15 protein-coding genes are annotated in these 16299 nt (G+C 66.9%); 4 read left to right on the forward strand and 11 right to left on the reverse strand.

Annotated elements, in window-relative coordinates; all coding sequences use genetic code 11:
- Positions 1 to 3 precede the first annotated feature (3 nt).
- A complete protein-coding gene (locus tag J2Y54_RS12235; protein ID WP_310040020.1) occupies positions 4 to 1548 on the reverse strand; it encodes a cryptochrome/photolyase family protein in 1545 nt (514 codons plus the stop codon).
- 30 nt (positions 1549 to 1578) lie between these two features.
- Between J2Y54_RS12235 and queF the strand changes: the two genes are divergently transcribed.
- Positions 1579 to 2025, forward strand: a complete 447-nt coding sequence (gene queF, locus J2Y54_RS12240) for a preQ(1) synthase (RefSeq protein WP_310040021.1) — start codon at positions 1579 to 1581, stop codon at positions 2023 to 2025.
- Between the two features lie 28 nt (positions 2026 to 2053).
- Here queF and J2Y54_RS12245 read toward each other — a convergent pair whose 3' ends face one another.
- From J2Y54_RS12245 to hflK, 4 genes are all read right to left on the reverse strand, one after another.
- Positions 2054 to 3661, reverse strand: coding sequence for a helicase HerA-like domain-containing protein (locus J2Y54_RS12245; protein ID WP_310040023.1), 1608 nt, complete (start codon positions 3659 to 3661; stop codon positions 2054 to 2056).
- A gap of 62 nt (positions 3662 to 3723) precedes the next feature.
- A complete protein-coding gene (locus tag J2Y54_RS12250; RefSeq protein ID WP_310041298.1) occupies positions 3724 to 5238 on the reverse strand; it encodes a Do family serine endopeptidase in 1515 nt (504 codons plus the stop codon).
- 164 nt (positions 5239 to 5402) lie between these two features.
- Positions 5403 to 6266: a protease modulator HflC gene (locus tag J2Y54_RS12255; RefSeq protein WP_310040026.1), complete on the reverse strand. Its 864-nt coding sequence runs from the start codon at positions 6264 to 6266 to the stop codon at positions 5403 to 5405.
- On the reverse strand, positions 6263 to 7426 hold the full coding sequence (hflK, locus tag J2Y54_RS12260) for an FtsH protease activity modulator HflK (RefSeq protein WP_310040029.1): 1164 nt from the start codon (positions 7424 to 7426) through the stop codon (positions 6263 to 6265). Before hflK ends, J2Y54_RS12255 begins: the two co-directional genes overlap by 4 nt.
- A gap of 71 nt (positions 7427 to 7497) precedes the next feature.
- Here hflK and J2Y54_RS12265 point away from each other — a divergent pair, with 71 nt between their 5' ends.
- Together J2Y54_RS12265 and J2Y54_RS12270 are read left to right on the forward strand one after the other, a co-directional pair.
- The gene (locus tag J2Y54_RS12265; protein ID WP_310040032.1) at positions 7498 to 8460 is read left to right on the forward strand and encodes a P-loop NTPase; all 963 of its coding nucleotides are present in this window, start codon (positions 7498 to 7500) and stop codon (positions 8458 to 8460) included.
- A 3-nt stretch (positions 8461 to 8463) separates the two neighbouring features.
- Complete coding sequence (locus tag J2Y54_RS12270) at positions 8464 to 8904, forward strand: CoA-binding protein (RefSeq protein WP_310040035.1); 441 nt, start codon at positions 8464 to 8466, stop codon at positions 8902 to 8904.
- Here J2Y54_RS12270 and J2Y54_RS12275 read toward each other — a convergent pair.
- The 4 genes from J2Y54_RS12275 to J2Y54_RS12290 all read right to left on the reverse strand — a co-directional run bounded on the left by J2Y54_RS12275 (position 8869) and on the right by J2Y54_RS12290 (position 12628).
- Positions 8869 to 10023, reverse strand: a complete 1155-nt coding sequence (locus tag J2Y54_RS12275) for an aminotransferase class V-fold PLP-dependent enzyme (RefSeq protein ID WP_310040037.1) — start codon at positions 10021 to 10023, stop codon at positions 8869 to 8871. The genes J2Y54_RS12270 and J2Y54_RS12275 overlap by 36 nt on opposite strands.
- Before the next feature lie 106 nt (positions 10024 to 10129).
- Complete coding sequence (locus J2Y54_RS12280) at positions 10130 to 10894, reverse strand: tryptophan 2,3-dioxygenase (RefSeq protein WP_310040039.1); 765 nt, start codon at positions 10892 to 10894, stop codon at positions 10130 to 10132.
- Positions 10895 to 11150: 256 nt separating this feature from the next.
- Positions 11151 to 11954: a 2,3,4,5-tetrahydropyridine-2,6-dicarboxylate N-succinyltransferase gene (gene dapD / locus J2Y54_RS12285; RefSeq protein ID WP_310040041.1), complete on the reverse strand. Its 804-nt coding sequence runs from the start codon at positions 11952 to 11954 to the stop codon at positions 11151 to 11153.
- Positions 11951 to 12628 carry a pyrimidine 5'-nucleotidase gene (locus J2Y54_RS12290; protein ID WP_310040043.1) on the reverse strand — a complete coding sequence of 226 codons (678 nt, stop codon included), beginning with the start codon at positions 12626 to 12628 and terminating at the stop codon, positions 11951 to 11953. Before J2Y54_RS12290 ends, dapD begins: the two co-directional genes overlap by 4 nt.
- A gap of 235 nt (positions 12629 to 12863) precedes the next feature.
- Here J2Y54_RS12290 and J2Y54_RS12295 point away from each other — a divergent pair, with 235 nt between their 5' ends.
- Positions 12864 to 13859 (forward strand): LLM class flavin-dependent oxidoreductase, encoded by a 996-nt coding sequence (locus tag J2Y54_RS12295; protein WP_310040045.1) that lies wholly within the window; start codon positions 12864 to 12866, stop codon positions 13857 to 13859.
- 305 nt (positions 13860 to 14164) lie between these two features.
- Here J2Y54_RS12295 and J2Y54_RS12300 read toward each other — a convergent pair whose 3' ends face one another.
- Positions 14165 to 15547, reverse strand: a complete 1383-nt coding sequence (locus J2Y54_RS12300; protein WP_310041300.1) for a HAMP domain-containing sensor histidine kinase — start codon at positions 15545 to 15547, stop codon at positions 14165 to 14167.
- A 70-nt stretch (positions 15548 to 15617) separates the two neighbouring features.
- Positions 15618 to 16292: a response regulator transcription factor gene (locus J2Y54_RS12305; protein WP_310040047.1), complete on the reverse strand. Its 675-nt coding sequence runs from the start codon at positions 16290 to 16292 to the stop codon at positions 15618 to 15620.
- Positions 16293 to 16299 lie beyond the last annotated feature (7 nt).

Here is a 16299-nt window from a genome sequence, read left to right on the forward strand (position 1 = left end):
AGCCTAGCCGCCATCAAGCCCGGCGAGAAACGCTTTCGCCTGTGCGCGCAACGCGCGTTGCGTGTCCGCGTCCATCCGGTCCCAGTTGCGGTACGGCATGGCGAGCCGCTGGTTGCTCCCCAGCTTCTCACGGTTGCGAACGAGAAAGTCCCAGTAAAGTGCGTTGAACGGGCACGCTTTCGGGCCGGTGCGCGCCTTAACGTCGTAGCGGCAATGCCCGCAATAATCGGACATGCGGTCGATATAGGCGCCCGACGATGCATAGGGTTTCGACCCCAGCAGGCCGCCATCGCCGAACTGGCTCATGCCGAGCACATTGGGCGCCTCGACCCATTCATAGGCATCGGCATAGACTTCGAGATACCAACGCTGAACCTCTGCCGGATCGGTGCCGATCAGCAGCGCGAAATTGCCCGTCACCATCAGCCGCTGGATATGATGGGCATAGGCGTTCTGCAGCGTCTGGCCGATCGCCTGTGCCAGGCAGTGCATGTCGGTCTGGCCGGTCCAGTAGAAGGCAGGGAGGGGGCGTTTTGCCTCAAGGAAATTGCGCGACGTGTATTCCGGTCCCTCGCGCCAATAGATGCCGCGCACATATTCGCGCCAGCCGATGATCTGGCGGATGAACCCCTCGGCGGCATTGAGCGGGGTATGGCCGGCGCGGTACGACGCCTCGACCCGGCGGCACAGGTCGAGCGGATCGAGCAGTCCGCAATTGATGTAGGGCGAGAGCAGCGAGTGCCACAGGAACGGCACATCGGTCAGCATCGCATCCTGATAATCGCCGAATTGCGGCAGGGCGTAGCGCAGGAAATGCGCGCGCTGCCGATCGGCATCCGCCGCCGTGACCGCGAAATCGAACCCGTCGAGCGTGCCGGGATGATCGGCGAAGCGGTCTGCGACCAGCGCGATCACCTCCTGCGTCAGATCGTCCGGCGCGAACGACAGCGGGTGCGGCATGGTCAGGTCGCGCGCGGCGGGCTTGCGGTTTTCCTTGTCGAAATTCCACTGGCCGCCCTCCGGCTCACCGCGCTCGGTCAGCAACAGGCCGGTCTTGCGCCGCATCTCGCGGTAGAAGAATTCCATGCGCAGCTGCTTGCGACCCTCGGCCCAGGCGTCGAACTCGGCATGGCTGGCGATGAAGCGATCGTCCTCGCGAATCTCGACGGGCATTTCGAACTTGTCCGGCCACAGCTCCATCGCGTGTTGCACGCGCCATTCGCCGGCTTCGGTGGCGACGACGCGGGCGGGGCGGTGGCGTTCGATGGCGCGGGCGAGCTCGCCGGTCAGGCTGCCGCTGTTATCGGGATCGTCCAGGCGCACATAATCGACCCGCCAGCCGGCCTGTTCCAGCGCGCGGGCATGGTGGCGCATCGCGGCGAACAGGAACGCGATCTTCTTCTTGTGATGGCGGACATAGGTCGCTTCCTCCGCGACCTCCATCATCAGGATCACGCTGCTGGCCGGGTCGGCATCGCGCAGCGCGGACAGGCCGGGCGAGAGCTGGTCGCCCAGAACCGGTATCAGCGTGTCGATCCCCCGTTTCATTTCCGCAACGCCTTTCCTACATCGCGCGCCATGACACCCAAATTCCTAGGCCAGACCAGCGCGCTTCCTGCTTCGCCCGAAGAGGCAGTGCTCGACTACGTCCCCAACCCGCGTCCGGGAAGCGATTATCTGGTTCGCTTCGTTTCGCCCGAATTCACATCGCTCTGCCCGATCACGGCGGCGCCGGATTTCGCCCATCTGGTGATCGATTATGTGCCGGGCGACACAATCGTCGAATCCAAGTCGCTCAAGCTTTTCCTCGGCAGCTTTCGCAATCATGGCGCGTACCATGAAGATTGCACGGTCGGGATCGGTCAGCGGCTGTTCGCGGAAATGAAGCCCAAATGGCTGCGCATCGGCGGATATTGGTATCCGCGCGGGGGCATCCCGATCGACGTGTTCTGGCAGTCGGGCGAGCAGCCGGCGGGGGTGTGGATTCCGGCGCAGGACGTTCCGGGCTATCGCGGGCGCGGCTGAACGGACGCGTCCGCGATCGGCGGCCCGATCAGCGCCCCTTGAACAGGCCGCCCAGAATGCCGCGCACGATGCCGCCAACCACGCTGGCGCCGACGCCCGATTTCTTGCCGAAGATCGCCTTTGATACCTCCCCCGCCACGGCGCGTCCGGCAGCTGAGGAGGCGGATTGGGTCGCCGATTTGACCGCGCGGTTCCACGGGCTGTTCGCAGCAGCGCGCTCGGCCGCGACGCGCTGGCGTTCGGCTTCCTTGGCGGCGCGGGCGTCCTGCTTGGCCTGGGCGAGTGCGGCCTTTTCCGCTTCGTCCCGCGCCTTGGCTTCAGCGGCGGCGGCGGAGGCTTCGGTCGCCTTGGCGGTGAGCAGTTCTTCGGCGGACTCGCGATCGACGCGCGCATCGTATTTCGCGCCGACCAGATCGGTCTCGATCAGGATGCTGCGCTCCTCCGGTGTCACCGGGCCGACGCGCCCGCGCGGGGGCTTGATCAGGGTGCGCTGAACCGGGGACGGTGCGCCATCCGCCATCAGCACCGACACTAGCGCTTCGCCGACCTTGAGCTCGGTGATCGCGGTCGCGACGTCGAGATCGGGATTGGCGCGGAAGGTCTCGGCAGCCGCCTTGATCGCCTTCTGCTCGCGCGGGGTGAAGGCGCGCAGCGCATGCTGGATGCGATTGCCGAGCTGGCCGGCGACGTCCTCGGGAATGTCGATCGGGTTCTGCGTGACGAAATAGACGCCGACGCCCTTGGAGCGGATCAGGCGGACGACCTGTTCGACCTTGTCGAGCAGCGCCTTTGGCGCTTCCTCGAACAGCAGGTGCGCTTCGTCGAAGAAGAAGACGAGCCTGGGCTTGTCCGGGTCGCCGACCTCGGGGAGTGATTCGAACAGTTCCGACAACAGCCACAGCAGGAAGGTGGCGTAGAGCCGGGGCGAGGCCATCAGCCTGTCGGCGGCGAGGATGTTGACCACGCCATGGCCATTATCGTCGGTGCGGATGAAATCCTGAATCGACAGCGCCGGTTCGCCGAAGAAATGCTCACCACCCTGGCTGCGCAGCTGGAGCAATTGCCGCTGGATCGCGCCGACGCTGGCCTTGGCGACATTGCCATAGCGGGCGCTCAGCTCGTCGGCGCGTTCGCTGCAGTGCGCGAGCATCGCCTGAAGATCGTCGAGGTCGAGCAGCAGCAGCCCGTCATCGTCAGCGACGTGGAAGGCGATGGTCAGCACGCCTTCCTGGGTGTCGTTGAGGCCGAGCAGACGCGCGAGCAAAAGCGGTCCCATCTCCGACACGGTGGTGCGGACGGGGTGCCCCTGTTCGCCGAACAGGTCCCAGAACTGTACCGGCGCGGGGGCATAGGCCCAGTCGGTCTCGCCAATCTCGGCGGCGCGGCGGGCGAAGGGTTCGTGCGTCTTGGCGGTGGGCGATCCGGCCAGTGCCATGCCCGCAAGGTCGCCCTTCACGTCGGCGGCGAAGACCGGCACCCCCGCGCGGCTGAAGCTTTCGGCGAGGCCCTGCAACGTTACCGTTTTGCCGGTTCCGGTCGCGCCGGCGATCAGTCCATGACGATTGGCCCGCTTGAGCACGAGCGCCTGCCGCTCGCCGCCGCCCAGGCCAATGAACAGATCGACTTCACCCGACATGCTGCGCTCCCGATGATCAGGAGCGCAGCATTAGGGAGAAAGCGGCGCGAGGCCAGCCTTTATCAGCGGGCGAATTCGACCGCGCGATAGGTGCCGACGCCGCCGCGCGTCATGATGTAGAGCACGACCGATTCCGCACCCGATGCCTTGGCCGCGTTCACCAGCCGGGCGAAATCCGCCGGGGTCTCGACCGCCTGACGATTGACCGAGGTGATGACGAGGCCGCGGCTGAGCTGCTTCTGCGCGGCGTCGCTGGCCGGATCGACGCCGACGATGACCACGCCCTTGGTCGCCGGATCGACACCGATGGTGCGGGCGATCTGGGGAGTCAGCGCGGTCACGCTGATGCCAAGCGAGGCCGGGCCGGCCTGGGTGGCGTCGTCGCCGCTCGGCACGCCTTCATCCGCGTCGGGATCGAACCCGCCGATCTGCTCTTCCGGCGGACGCTTGCCGACCGTGACCTGGACCGTCACGGTCTTGCCGTCGCGGATCAGTTCGACCGGAATGCGCGTGCCCGGGGCGACCCGTGCGGCGAGATAGGACAGCGTCTGATCGGGGGTCACGTCCTTCCCGTCGATCTTGACGATGACGTCGCCCTGCTTGATCCCGGCCTTGGCAGCGGCTTCGCCCGGCTCGACACGGCTGATCAGCTCGCCCTTGCCCTTGGGCACGCCGAACGACTTGGCGAGGTCGTCGGTCAGCGGCTGGATGCCGACGCCGAGATAGCCGCGCTCGACGGTGCTGCCCTTCATCAACGTATCGATGATCGGCTTGGCTTCAGACGAGGGGATGGAAAAGCCGATGCCGACATTGCCGCCGGTCGGCGACAGGATCTGCGAGTTGATGCCGATCACGTTGCCGTTGAGGTCGAACAGCGGGCCGCCCGAATTGCCGCGGTTGATCGAGGCATCGGTCTGGATGAAGCGGTCGAGCGGGCCGCCCTGACCGGTCGCCCGGCCAAGCGCCGAGATGATCCCGGCCGTGACCGATCCGCCCAGGCCATAAGGGTTGCCGATCGCGATCACCCAATCGCCGACGCGTGCGCGGTTGGAATCGCCGAGGCGCACGAAGGGAAGGTTCGCACCTTCGATCTTGAGCACTGCAAGATCGGTCGCCGGATCGCGGCCGATCAGCTTGGCGGTGTATTCGCGCCGGTCAGCGAGCGTGACCTTGATCGATTCGACCACCGCGCCGCGCTGGCCGGCAGAGATCACATGATTGTTCGTCACGACGTAACCGTCGGCGGAGATAATGAAGCCCGAGCCGAGCGATTCAGCCTGACGTGTCACCGGGCGGCCGCCCTGCTGACCGCCGAACAACTCGCCCAGCGGCGTCCCCGAGAACGGGTTGGCCGCCTGGACCTGCACCCGCTGCGTGGTCGAAATGTTGACCACGGCCGGCTGAAGCTTGGCGACCATGTCGGCAAAGCTCATCGGCGCGCCGGCGCGGGGTGCCGCTGCCTGAATCGCCCCGGGTTCGTTCTGCGCGGTCTGCGCGCCGGCGGGGTTCTGCAGCACCAGCGCCGCGCTCGCGCCGCCGATCAGCAGCGCGGAGGTGATGGCATAGGCATAGCGCACGGGAGTGGTTCCTTTGGTCATCTTGCCCTTGGAGTTGACGCCCGTTCCGGGCAGCGTTTCGGTCATCGGTGCATTACTCGCCTGAAAGAGCTGAACGGCGATTGAATATGAACGAGCCGACAGCCGTTGGGGTCCGGATCATTCCTGACGGCGAAGCCAGGGCCTTAACGGCCCTGGCCCCGGAATTCGCGCAGATAGTCATTGTCGGGCGACAGGATGATCGAGGTATCCCCCATCGGGTCGCGGCCATTGCCGATGAAGGTGGTGCGATAGGACTGCATCGCGCGCCAGAAATCATAGAAGCGCGCATCCTTGTTGAAGCTCTGCGCATAGATTTCGGCGGCGCGGGCGTCCGCCTCCGCGCGGATGATCTGCGCATCCTTCTGACCATTGGCGCGGATCGTCGTCGCCTCCTGCTGACGCGCAGTGGCCATCCGGTTGAGCGCCGACTGTAACGGGCTGCCTTCGGGCAGGTTGGCCTGCTTGATCCGCACGTCGACGATCTCGACGCCATACTGGCTGGCATAACGCTGCAGGCCGGCCTGGATATTGTCCATCACCGCCGTCCGTTCCGGGCTGAGCAGCGAGGCGAAGGTGCGCTTGCCGAGTTCGGCGCGCAGGGCCGACCCGAACAGCGGCTGAAGCTGATCGGCGACGCGCCGTTCGGTTCCGGCGGTCACCACCATGCGCAGCGGATCGACGACGCGGAAGCGGGCAAAGGCATCGACCTCGAGCCGCAGCTGATCGGTCGACAGCACCGGCTGATTTTCCAGCTCGATGTCGAGCACGCGCTTGTCGACCCACACGACGCGCTGCACGAACGGCACCTTCACCTGAATCCCGGCGCCGGTGTTGCGGCCGAACTGTTCGCCCGGCTGATACCGGTTGATCGTGCGGATCGGCTGTTCGAGCTGGAGGATCACCGCCTGCTTGGTCTCATCGACCACGAACACGGTTTCGAGCAGCAGGAAGAGTGCGCCGAGGATCAGGCCCCCGAACAGGACCGGGCGCTTCATGATCGCGTTCACTGGGCGCCTCCCTGCTGCTGACCCTGCTGGGCCGGTTGTGCCTGCTGGCCCTGCTGAACCTGCGGCTGGGCCGGGTTCCCACGTGCCGCAGGGAGTGGGAGATAGGGGGTCACGCCGCGCGTCTCAACGACGGTCTTGTTCGACTTGGCCAGCACGGCCTCCATGGTTTCATAATAAAGGCGGCGCCGGGTCACTTCGGGGGCCAGCTTGTACTGTTCGTAGATCTTGTCGAACTGAGCGGCCTCACCCTGCGCGAGTGCGGTCACCTGTTGTGCATAGGCACGGGCCTGGTTGCGGGCGGCCTCCGCCTCCTGCTGCGCCGCAGTCACCTGCTTGAACGCCTCGTCAACGGCTGCCGGGGCCGATGCGTTCTTGATCGACACGCCGCGCACGCGCACGCCGGAATTATACTCGTCGAGGATCGCCTGCATCGTCTGCTGCACGCGCGCTTCGATCACCGTACGGCCCGGGCCGATCGCCTGATTGAGCGTCACACCGGCGACCGCCGCGCGCATCGCACTTTCCGCAGTGGCGCGCACGGTCGTGGTCGGCTCGGCGATCTGGAACACGAAATCTTCCGGATTGGCGATGTCCCAGCGGACCGCATAGGCGAGGTCAACGATGTTCTGATCCTGCGTCAGCATCAGATTCTCACCATTCCCTTCCGGGAAATCCTCATTGGTGATCTTCTGGACATTGACCTTTTCGACCGTCGCGATCGGTGCGGGCAGGGTCATGCCGATGCCCGGTTCCATCGTGTGCGAATAGCGGCCGAGCAGCTTGACCACGCCGCGCTGTTCCGGGGTGATCACATGAACGCTGGTGAAAGCGAGCCAGGCGAGCACGAGCAGGCCGGCTGCGATCAGCACGACCGGACGGCCCGGCATCTGGCCCGGAAAGCCGCCGCGACCGCCGCCGCCGCCGCTTCCGCCACCCTTGCGGGCGCGTTTCAGAAATTCGTCGAGACTGCTGACGTTCGATTTGCCGCCGCGCTTGCCTTCGGGCGGGAACGCCCATGGATTGCGCGGCCCGCCGCCCGAGCCGCTGTCGCCGCCCTTGCCGTCATCGCCTCCGCCATTGCCCCACGGGCTCTTATTCTCGTTCCACAGCGCATTTCCGAACCCGGAAGTGCGCGCGATCCAGCCTATCAGTCTCGCCATGCCGATCTTTATAGGGAGCGCGCAGCGGATTTACAGTGGCAGCGCGCGAAAGCCGTCCTATGTCGCGCGGCATGACCGATCAGACCGAACTTCAGGCCATCCTTGCCCCCATCGCCGCCGGGCGCGCCACGGTGCGCGTCGAGGGTGCGCGCGCCAGCATCATCCTCGACGTCACCGGCCTGCCCGAAGCGGCGCAGGACGCGCTGGAGGCCGATCTGCGTGCTGCAGCGCGCGTTCCCGGGATCGAAGAGGTGCGCATTGCGCGGACGGCGCAGCGGGTCACGCGCCGCCTGATCGCTGTGGCGAGCGGCAAGGGCGGGGTAGGCAAGTCCACCGTTTCCGCCAATCTCGCCATCGCGCTGGCCCGGGCAGGGCGCAAGGTCGGGCTGGTCGATGCCGACATCTATGGCCCGTCGCAGCCCAAGCTGATGGGGGTCGAGGGGCGCAAGCCGGTCGCCCATGACCAGAAGCTGGTTCCGCTCGCCACCGCTTATGGTGTGCCGCTGCTGTCGATGGGCGGGCTGGTCGCGGAGGGGCAGGCGATCGCCTGGCGCGGGCCGATGGCGGCGGGCGCGCTGACCCAGCTGGTCGATGCGAACTGGGGCGCCGCGGATACGCTGGTGCTCGACCTGCCGCCCGGTACCGGCGACGTCCAGCTGACGATGATCCAGAAGCATCGCCCGGCGGGCGCGGTGATCGTTTCGACGCCGCAGGACCTGGCGCTGATCGACGCGACCCGGGCGATCGACCTGTTCGCCAAGGCGGGGATTCCGGTGATCGGGATCGTCGAGAATATGGCGGGCTATGCCTGCCCGCATTGCGGTGAGGTGTCGGACCCGTTCGGCAAGGGCGGGGCGGAGGCGGCGGCGGAGCGGCTGGGCGTGCCGTTCCTTGGGCGCATCCCGCTCGACATCGCGATTCGCACGGCTTCGGATGCAGGCACCCCCCCGGCGGCCAGGAACAGGGTCGAGGGCGCGGCGTTTGCTGACGTGGCCGGGCAGGTACTTGCCTGGCTGGAGACCCAGAAAGGCTGACTCATGCCACTGACCAGTGACGCCGACATCAAGACGCTGCTCGACGGGGCGCGGACCATTGCGCTGGTCGGGGCGAGCGACCGGCCGGACCGTCCGAGCTATCGGGTGATGGCGATGCTGCAGGAGCATGGCTATCGGGTCATCCCGGTCAATCCGCTGATCACCGGCGAGCATCTGCACGGCGAATTCGTGTTCCGCGAACTGGCGCAGATTGGCGAGCCGATCGATATTGTCGACATTTTCCGGCGCCCGCTGGCAGCTGGCGAGGCGGTGGATGAAGCCATTGCCGTTGGCGCCAAGGCGGTGTGGATGCAGTTGGGCGTCATCAACGAAGACGCCGCCACGCGGGCCGAAGCGGCGGGACTTCGGGTCGTGATGGACCGCTGCCCCGCCATCGAGATCCCGCGGCTAGGCGTCGCCAAGGTCGCCCAAGGCACCGGCTAGCCGCTCGACGTCGCGGGTGTCGTGGTAGAGGCCGAAGCCGATCCGCAGCACATCGCCGCGGACATCGGTGATGATGTCCTGCTCCATCAGCGCGGCTTTCCACGCCGGGGCGTGCGGTGACCGCAACGCGAGGAAACGGGCGCGCGGGTCGCTGCCGGGGTTGAGCAATTCGGCGGCGGCGAGCGGGGTATCGGACAGGCTGGCGCGCAACTGTTCACGCAGCGGCGCGATATGCGCATTGATCGCGGCGGTAGTCAGCCCTTCTTCCGCCAGCATGTCGCGGATCGCGACGAAGCGGTAGAGGCCGCTGGGGTCGAAGGTCGATCCCATGAAGCGCATCGCATCGGCGGCATAGCCGATGCGGCCGGGCGGCGGGGCTTCGAGATCGGCGAATTCCGCGTACCAGCCAGTGATTTCAGGGCGCGGGCCGAAGCCGGGGGGGCAGTGAAGGAACGCGACGCCTTCGCCGGCCATCGCATATTTATAGCCGCCGGCGGTGTAGAACACGCGGTCGGCGACCGCCGACAGGTCGGTCTCCATCGCCATGAAGCTGTGATAGCCGTCGACCACCACCCAGGGGCCATCGGGCCGGGCCAGCGCGGCGAGGTCGGCGATCGCACCGAATACGGCGCCGGTTTCGAACATGACGTGGCTGATGACGATCAGGTCATGATGGCCGCTGCGCGCCGTGGCGAGGAAGCGGGCATCGAAATCGGGGCCGCGCGCGACCATTTCGAGCGTGATTCTGCCGCTTTCGATCCAGCGCTGCGCCTGACGGCGGAAGCTGTGAAACTCGCCGTCGCTGGCAAGGACGCGGAGCGGGCGTTCGCTGCGGGCCGAGACGATGCGCAGGATCAGGTCATGGGTGTTGCCGGCAAACACGATCGAGGACGGGTCAGGCAGCACCAGTTCGGTTGCGACATGGGCCTGCGCGGCAGGCCAGATTTCGCCCATCACCCGGTCCCATTTGCGGTCGGCGAGCCGCGCGGCGTCCTGCCATGCCGCCTGATGGCCAACGAATGACGCGTCGGGCCAGAGATGATGGCTGTGCGCTGCGAAATGCAGCCGGTCGGGGGCGGCAGCGATCGAGCGCTGGAACAGATGTTTGTACGACGTCATGTTCTTGCCTTTGCAAGGGCGGCACTAGCCCGCTCCCCCACCCGGCCACCCAGCGGTAGCATGATATGGGTGGCCGGGTGGGGAAGCGGGCTGGTGCCGAAGCACATCAAAGAAGCGTTCTCAGCGACCAGAGTTCGGGGAAGGCGCGCTTGGTCAGCGTGGACTGGAGGTAGGACGCGCCGGGCGTGCCGCCGGTGCCGGGCTTCATCCCGATCACGCGGGTGACGGTCAGCACATGCTTGTGCCGCCAAGTCGCCAGCGCGTCGTCGATATCGACCAGCTTTTCGGCGAGCTGGTACAGCTCCCAATGCGTCTCCGGCTCGCGATAGACCTGGGCCCATGCCGCCTCGACCGCCGGGTCGGCCTCGTAAGGCTTGGCCCAGTCGCGGCGCAGCGCGGCTTCGGGCAGGTCGAACCCGGCGCGGGCGAGCGCGGCATTGGCCTCGTCCCACAGGCTCGGCGCAGCGCCGTAGCGCTCGGTCAGCGGCCCCGGGACGCCGCCGCCGCGCAGCCCCAGCATGGTTTCGACCGCGCGGAACTGGTCCGACTGGAACCCGCTGCTGGTCCCCAGCACGTCGCGGAAGCGGGTATAATCGCTCGGCGTCATCGTGGTCAGGATTTCCCAGGACAGCGTCATCACCGCCTGAATCCGGCTGACCCGCGCGAGGCCCTTATACGCCTCGACCAAGCGGTCGCCGCGAACGAGATCGAGCGCGACTTCCAGCTCGGCGATCATCTGCTTGAGCCAGAGTTCCTTGGTCTGGTGGATGACGATGAACAGCAGCTCGTCATGCTCGTCCGAGATCGGATGCTGGGCGCTCAGCAGCTGGTCGAGGGCGAGGTAGCGCCCATAGGTCATCGGATCGGTCATGCGAACGCTCCGACGAACCGGACAAAGCGGACAAAAAATGCGTGTGTACGGGCGGTGTCAGCCGGGGCGGGGGGCAGGGTTGGTCGCATGCGATACGACTAACCCAGCCGGGGGGTTGTAGGAAATGGGGTTTCACACCACGGGGTCGGAAAGGCGGAGCTGCGCTCCGCTCTACCCCTCTCCAAGCTACGCTAGGCAGCAAGCTGCCTAGCTTCGCTATCCTCTCCCCTATCAAGGGGAGAGGGCAGAAAGGTCGCTAGTCCCGCAGCAACTCGTTGATGCCGGTCTTGCTGCGGGTCTGGGCGTCCACCGTCTTCACGATCACGGCGCAGTAGAGGCCGGGCTTGCCGTCCTCGGCGGGGAGGGTGCCGGGGACGACGACGGCATAGGGCGGCACTTCGCCGCGATAGATGTGGCCGGTGGCGCGGTCGATGATCTTGGTGCTGGCGCCGAGATAGACGCCCATCGACAGCACCGCGCCCTCGCCGACGCGGACGCCTTCGGCCACTTCGGCGCGCGCGCCGATGAAGGCGCCGTCGCCGATGATCACCGGATCGGCCTGAAGCGGTTCGAGCACGCCGCCGATGCCGACACCGCCGGAGAGGTGGACGTTCCTGCCGATCTGCGCGCAGCTGCCGACGGTGGCCCAGGTGTCGACCATCGTGCCTTCACCGACGAACGCGCCGATGTTCACGAAGCTGGGCATCAGCACGACGTTGCGGCCGATATGCGCGCCGTGGCGCACGACGCTGCCCGGCACCTGGCGGAAGCCTGCCTGCCGGAAGCGCGCATCGTCCCAGCCGGCGGTCTTGAGCGGTACCTTGTCGAAGCCGCCATGGCCGACCGCATTGTCGTTGAGGCGGAAGGAGAGGAGCACGGCTTTCTTGAGCCACTGATTGACCTGCCAGCCGCTGTCCACGGGCTCGGCGACGCGCGCTTCACCGCTGTCGAGCAGGTTCAGCGCCTCGGCCACTGCCTCACGCACCGCGCCGGTCGTCGCGAGCGAGATGTTGGCGCGGTCTTCCCAGGCGGCGTCGATCGTGGCGGCGAGGTCGGTCATGAATGCTCCTGAATGGTTTCGAGCCAGTGGCAGATGTCGTGGGTGATGTGGTCGATAAAGCCGTGATCGGCGTCGTCCGTATCCGACGGCGCCTGTTCCGAGCCATTATTGACCCAGACGGTGGTCATGCCCAGCGCCTTTGCGGGCGCGAGGTTGCGCGCCATGTCCTCGACGAACAGCGCGCGGGTCGGGTCGATGCGATACGCCTTGCACAGGCTGGCATAAGCGTGCGGGTGCGGCTTGGGGTGGTAGCTGCTGGCGTGGACGTCGTGGATCGCCTCGAAATGCGCACGGATGCCGAGCCGGTCGAGCACGCGTTCGGCATAGGGGGCGTCGGCATTGGTGAAGACGAGCTTGCGCCCCGGCAGCTTCGCGATCGCGGCGGCGAGCGGGGCGTTCTGTTCGAGGATGTCGATTTCGATATCATGGACGTCCGCGAGGTAATGGTACGGATCGACGCCGTGATCGGCCATCAGCCCGGCGAGCGTGGTGCCGTGGCTGAAAAAATAGTCTTTCTGCACCCGGTGCGCAGCGTCGGGATCGAGGTTGAGCAGCCGCGCGACATAGGCCCCGATGCGCTGGTTCATCTGCGCGAACAGCCCGGTTCCGCCCGGATAGAGGGTGTTGTCGAGATCGAACAGCCACGCGTCGATATGGGCAAGGTCGGGGCGCATGGCGGCGCGTTTAGGGGGGATGGCGGCGGAGGGGAAGGATGGGATTTGTTGGGGCGTTTAAATCCTCCCCGGAACGGGGAGGTGGCAGCGCGCAGCGCTGACGGAGGGGCCGGGGCACCGAAATCCCTTGCCTCGGGCCCCCTCCACCACGCCGCTTCGCGTCGCGGTCCCCCTCCCCGTTCCGGGGAGGATTTTTTGAGTAGCAAAACGCAACCGGCCTTCCCATCTCCTTCCCATGACAGCCTATTCCCTGCTCGACCTTGTCCCGATCCTTCAGGGTGGGACCGCCAGCCAGTCCTTTGCCAATGCCGCCGATCTGGCGCGCCATGCCGAAGCGGAGGGCTTCGCGCGTTACTGGGTCGCCGAGCATCACGGCATGGCGGGTATCGCGAGCGCGGCGACGGCGGTGGTGATCGCGCATGTCGGTGCAGCAACCTCCACGATCCGCGTCGGTGCGGGCGGGATCATGCTGCCCAACCATGCGCCGCTGGTCATCGCCGAGCAGTTCGGCACACTCGACGCGCTGTTCCCCGGGCGGATCGATCTGGGGCTGGGGCGCGCACCGGGGAGCGACATGACGGTCGCGCGGGCGTTGCGCCGGACGCTGGAGAGCAGTCCCGATGGCTTCCCGCGCGATGTGGTCGAGCTGCAAAGCTATTTCGCCGATGACGGGCAGACCGGCATCCGCGCGGTGCCCGGCGGCGGGGCGAAGCCGGAACTGTGGATCCTGGGGTCGAGCCTCTATGGCGCGCAGCTCGCAGCGGCGCTGGGCCTGCCCTATGCGTTTGCCTCGCACTTTGCGCCATCGGCGCTGGACGAGGCGCTGGAGGTGTATCGGCGCCAGTTCCGCCCCTCGGCGGTGCTCGACCGGCCCTATGCCATGGCCGGGTTCAACGTGTTCGCCGCCGATACCGATGGCGAGGCGGAGCTGCTCGCCAGTTCGATGCAGCAGGCGTTCGTTGCGTTGCGCACGACCGGGACGGGCGTGCCGCTGCCGCCGCCGGTGCCGGGCTATCGCGACACCCTGCCGCTCCAGGCGCGGGCGATGCTCGACCATGTGCTCGAATGCACTGCGGTTGGCGGGCCGGACGCGATCCGCGCCGGGCTGAAGGCCTTTATCGCGCGGACCGGGGTGGATGAGGTGATGCTGACCAGTTCGATCTTCGATCCTGCGGCGCGCAAAAAGAGCCTGGCGATCGCCGCAGCCGCGATGCGCCATCTGGCGGCCTGAATCCCGCCTGAATTGCCCGCCACTACGATGAACGGGGGCCGTTCAGGGGGCTGAACGAAGGAGTTGCCGGCACATGTCCGCAGCCAAGCCAGCCATCAGATGCCATATCGGCATTCACCGCCCACGCCGTCGCGACCGTCCCGGCCGGGGCGAATTCGAAACGCAATGCCGCGATTGCGGATGCGATCTGGTGCTGAGCCCGGTGACCGGGCGGTGGCGGTTTTCCGGGGTGATGGGTTAGGGCGGCGCGCTATTCCGCCCGAGCGGGTGTTTCATATCCTCCCCCTGGCGGGGGAGGATGAGGGTTAGCCCGCCGCCGCTGGTAGCCGCAGGCGCACCATCAGTCCGCCGAGATCCTCGCTCTCCTCAAGCGTGACGGTGCCGTCGTAGATTTCCGCCACGTCGCGGACGATGGCGAGGCCGAGGCCGGTGCCGGGCTTGCCGGTGTCGAGCCGAACGCCACGGTCGAAGATGCGGATGCGATCCGCCTCGGGAATGCCGGTGCCGTCATCCTCGATCAGGATTTCGACAAAGCCGGCATCGGCGCGGACGGTGATGAACACGCTGCCCCCGCCATATTTGGCGGCGTTTTCGACGAGGTTACCCATGATCTCGTCGAGATCCTGCCGCTCGATATGCGCGACCAGATCGCGCGGGCCGTCGGTGTCGATGCGGACATGCGGGTAGAGGCGGGCGACGGCGCGCTCGACCGAATCGACGCTGGGCCAGACCGGGGCGCGGCTGTGCGCGCTGCCGCGCCGCCCGACCGCGCGGGCGCGGGCGAGGTGATGGTCGACCTGGCGCCGCATCGTCCGCGCCTCGCGCACCACGGTCGCGGGGAGGTCGTCCGCCTCCGCCGTCGCGGCGTTCATGATCACGGTGAGCGGGGTCTTGAGCGCATGGGCGAGGTTGCCGGCGTGGCGCCGCGCTTCTTCGGCCTGGCGGTCATTATGGGCGACGAGGCCGTTCAGCTCCTCGACCAAAGGCGCGACTTCGGCGGGCATCGCCCCGTCGATCCGGGGCATTGCGCCGGTGCGCAGCTTCTGGATCGCGATGCGCAGCTTGCGCAGCGGGAGCAGCCCGTACCAGGTCTGCAGCGCCGCCATGACGATGAGGCCGGCGGCGAGCAGCAGGAAGCTGCGCACCAGCGTGCGGCGCAGCGCGTCGATCTGGGCATCGAGCGCCTCACGCGTGGCCGCGACCTGAAAGCGCCAGCGCACCTGCGACCCGGGCAGGCGCACATCGCGCTCGACGACGCGCAGCTTTTGCTCGAACTGGCTCGAATCATAGGTTTCGAGGTCGGCGGAGCGGTGCGGCCGGCTGGTGTCGAGCCGGCGATCCCAGAGCGAGCGCGACGGGAAGGGTTCGAACCCCTTGCCCGAAACCTGCCAGTAGAGGCCCGAATAGGGTTCGAGAAAGCGCTGATCGCCCAGCGCGCGGTTGAACGCGACATTCCCCTCCGGATCGAGCTCGGCCGAGACGATCATCGAGGTGAGCAGATATTCGAGCTGTTCGTCGAAATTGCGGGTGACTGCGCCGGTCAGCACGCGATCGAGCGCGAACCCGCCGCCGGCGAGCAGCAGCGTGATCCACGCCGCCGCGATCAGGATCATGCGGCGGCTGAGCGACCCGGTGCTGGGGGTATAGCTGCGCGGGGCGGGGTCGCCCGGGCGCAGCGGGACCGGCACTGGCGCGGGCGGTTCCGGCGTGCGGTGCACGAACGGAAAGGCGCGCGACAGCGTCAGGCCGAACGGAAGCTCAGGCACCGGCCTCCGCCGGTTCCTCGAGGCTGTAGCCAAGACCGCGGATGGTGGTGATGACGTCGGGGCCGAGCTTTTTGCGGATGCGCGTCACGAACACCTCGATCGTGTTCGAATCGCGGTCGAAATCCTGGTCGTAGATATGTTCGATCAGCTCGGTGCGGCTGACCACCTTGCCCTTGTGGTGGAGCAGGTAGGACAGGAGCTTGTATTCCTGCGCGGTGAGCTTCACCGGATCGCCGGCCTTGGTCACCTTGCCCGAGCGCGTGTCGAGCCGGATGTCGCCCGCGATCAGTTCGGCGCTGGCATTGCCCGATGCGCGACGGATGAGCGCGCGCAGACGAGCGATCAATTCTTCCGACTGGAACGGCTTGGCGACATAGTCGTCGGCACCCGCGTCGAGCCCGGCGACCTTGTCCGACCAGCTGTCGCGCGCGGTGAGCACGAGCACGGGGGTGGTCTTGCCCTCGCGCCGCCAGCGATCGAGCACGGTCAGGCCGTCAATCTCGGGCAGGCCGAGGTCGAGCACGATCGCGTCATAAGCCTCGGTCGAGCCGAGATAATGGCCTTCTTCCCCGTCGCTTGCGGTATCGACCGCATAGCCCGCCCCTTCGAGCGTCGCCTGAAGCTGGTTGCGGAGATTGGGTTCGTCCTCGACGATCAGAACGCGCATCGGTCTT

Source organism: Sphingomonas sp. BE123 (assembly GCF_031456015.1).
Taxonomy (GTDB): domain Bacteria; phylum Pseudomonadota; class Alphaproteobacteria; order Sphingomonadales; family Sphingomonadaceae; genus Sphingomonas.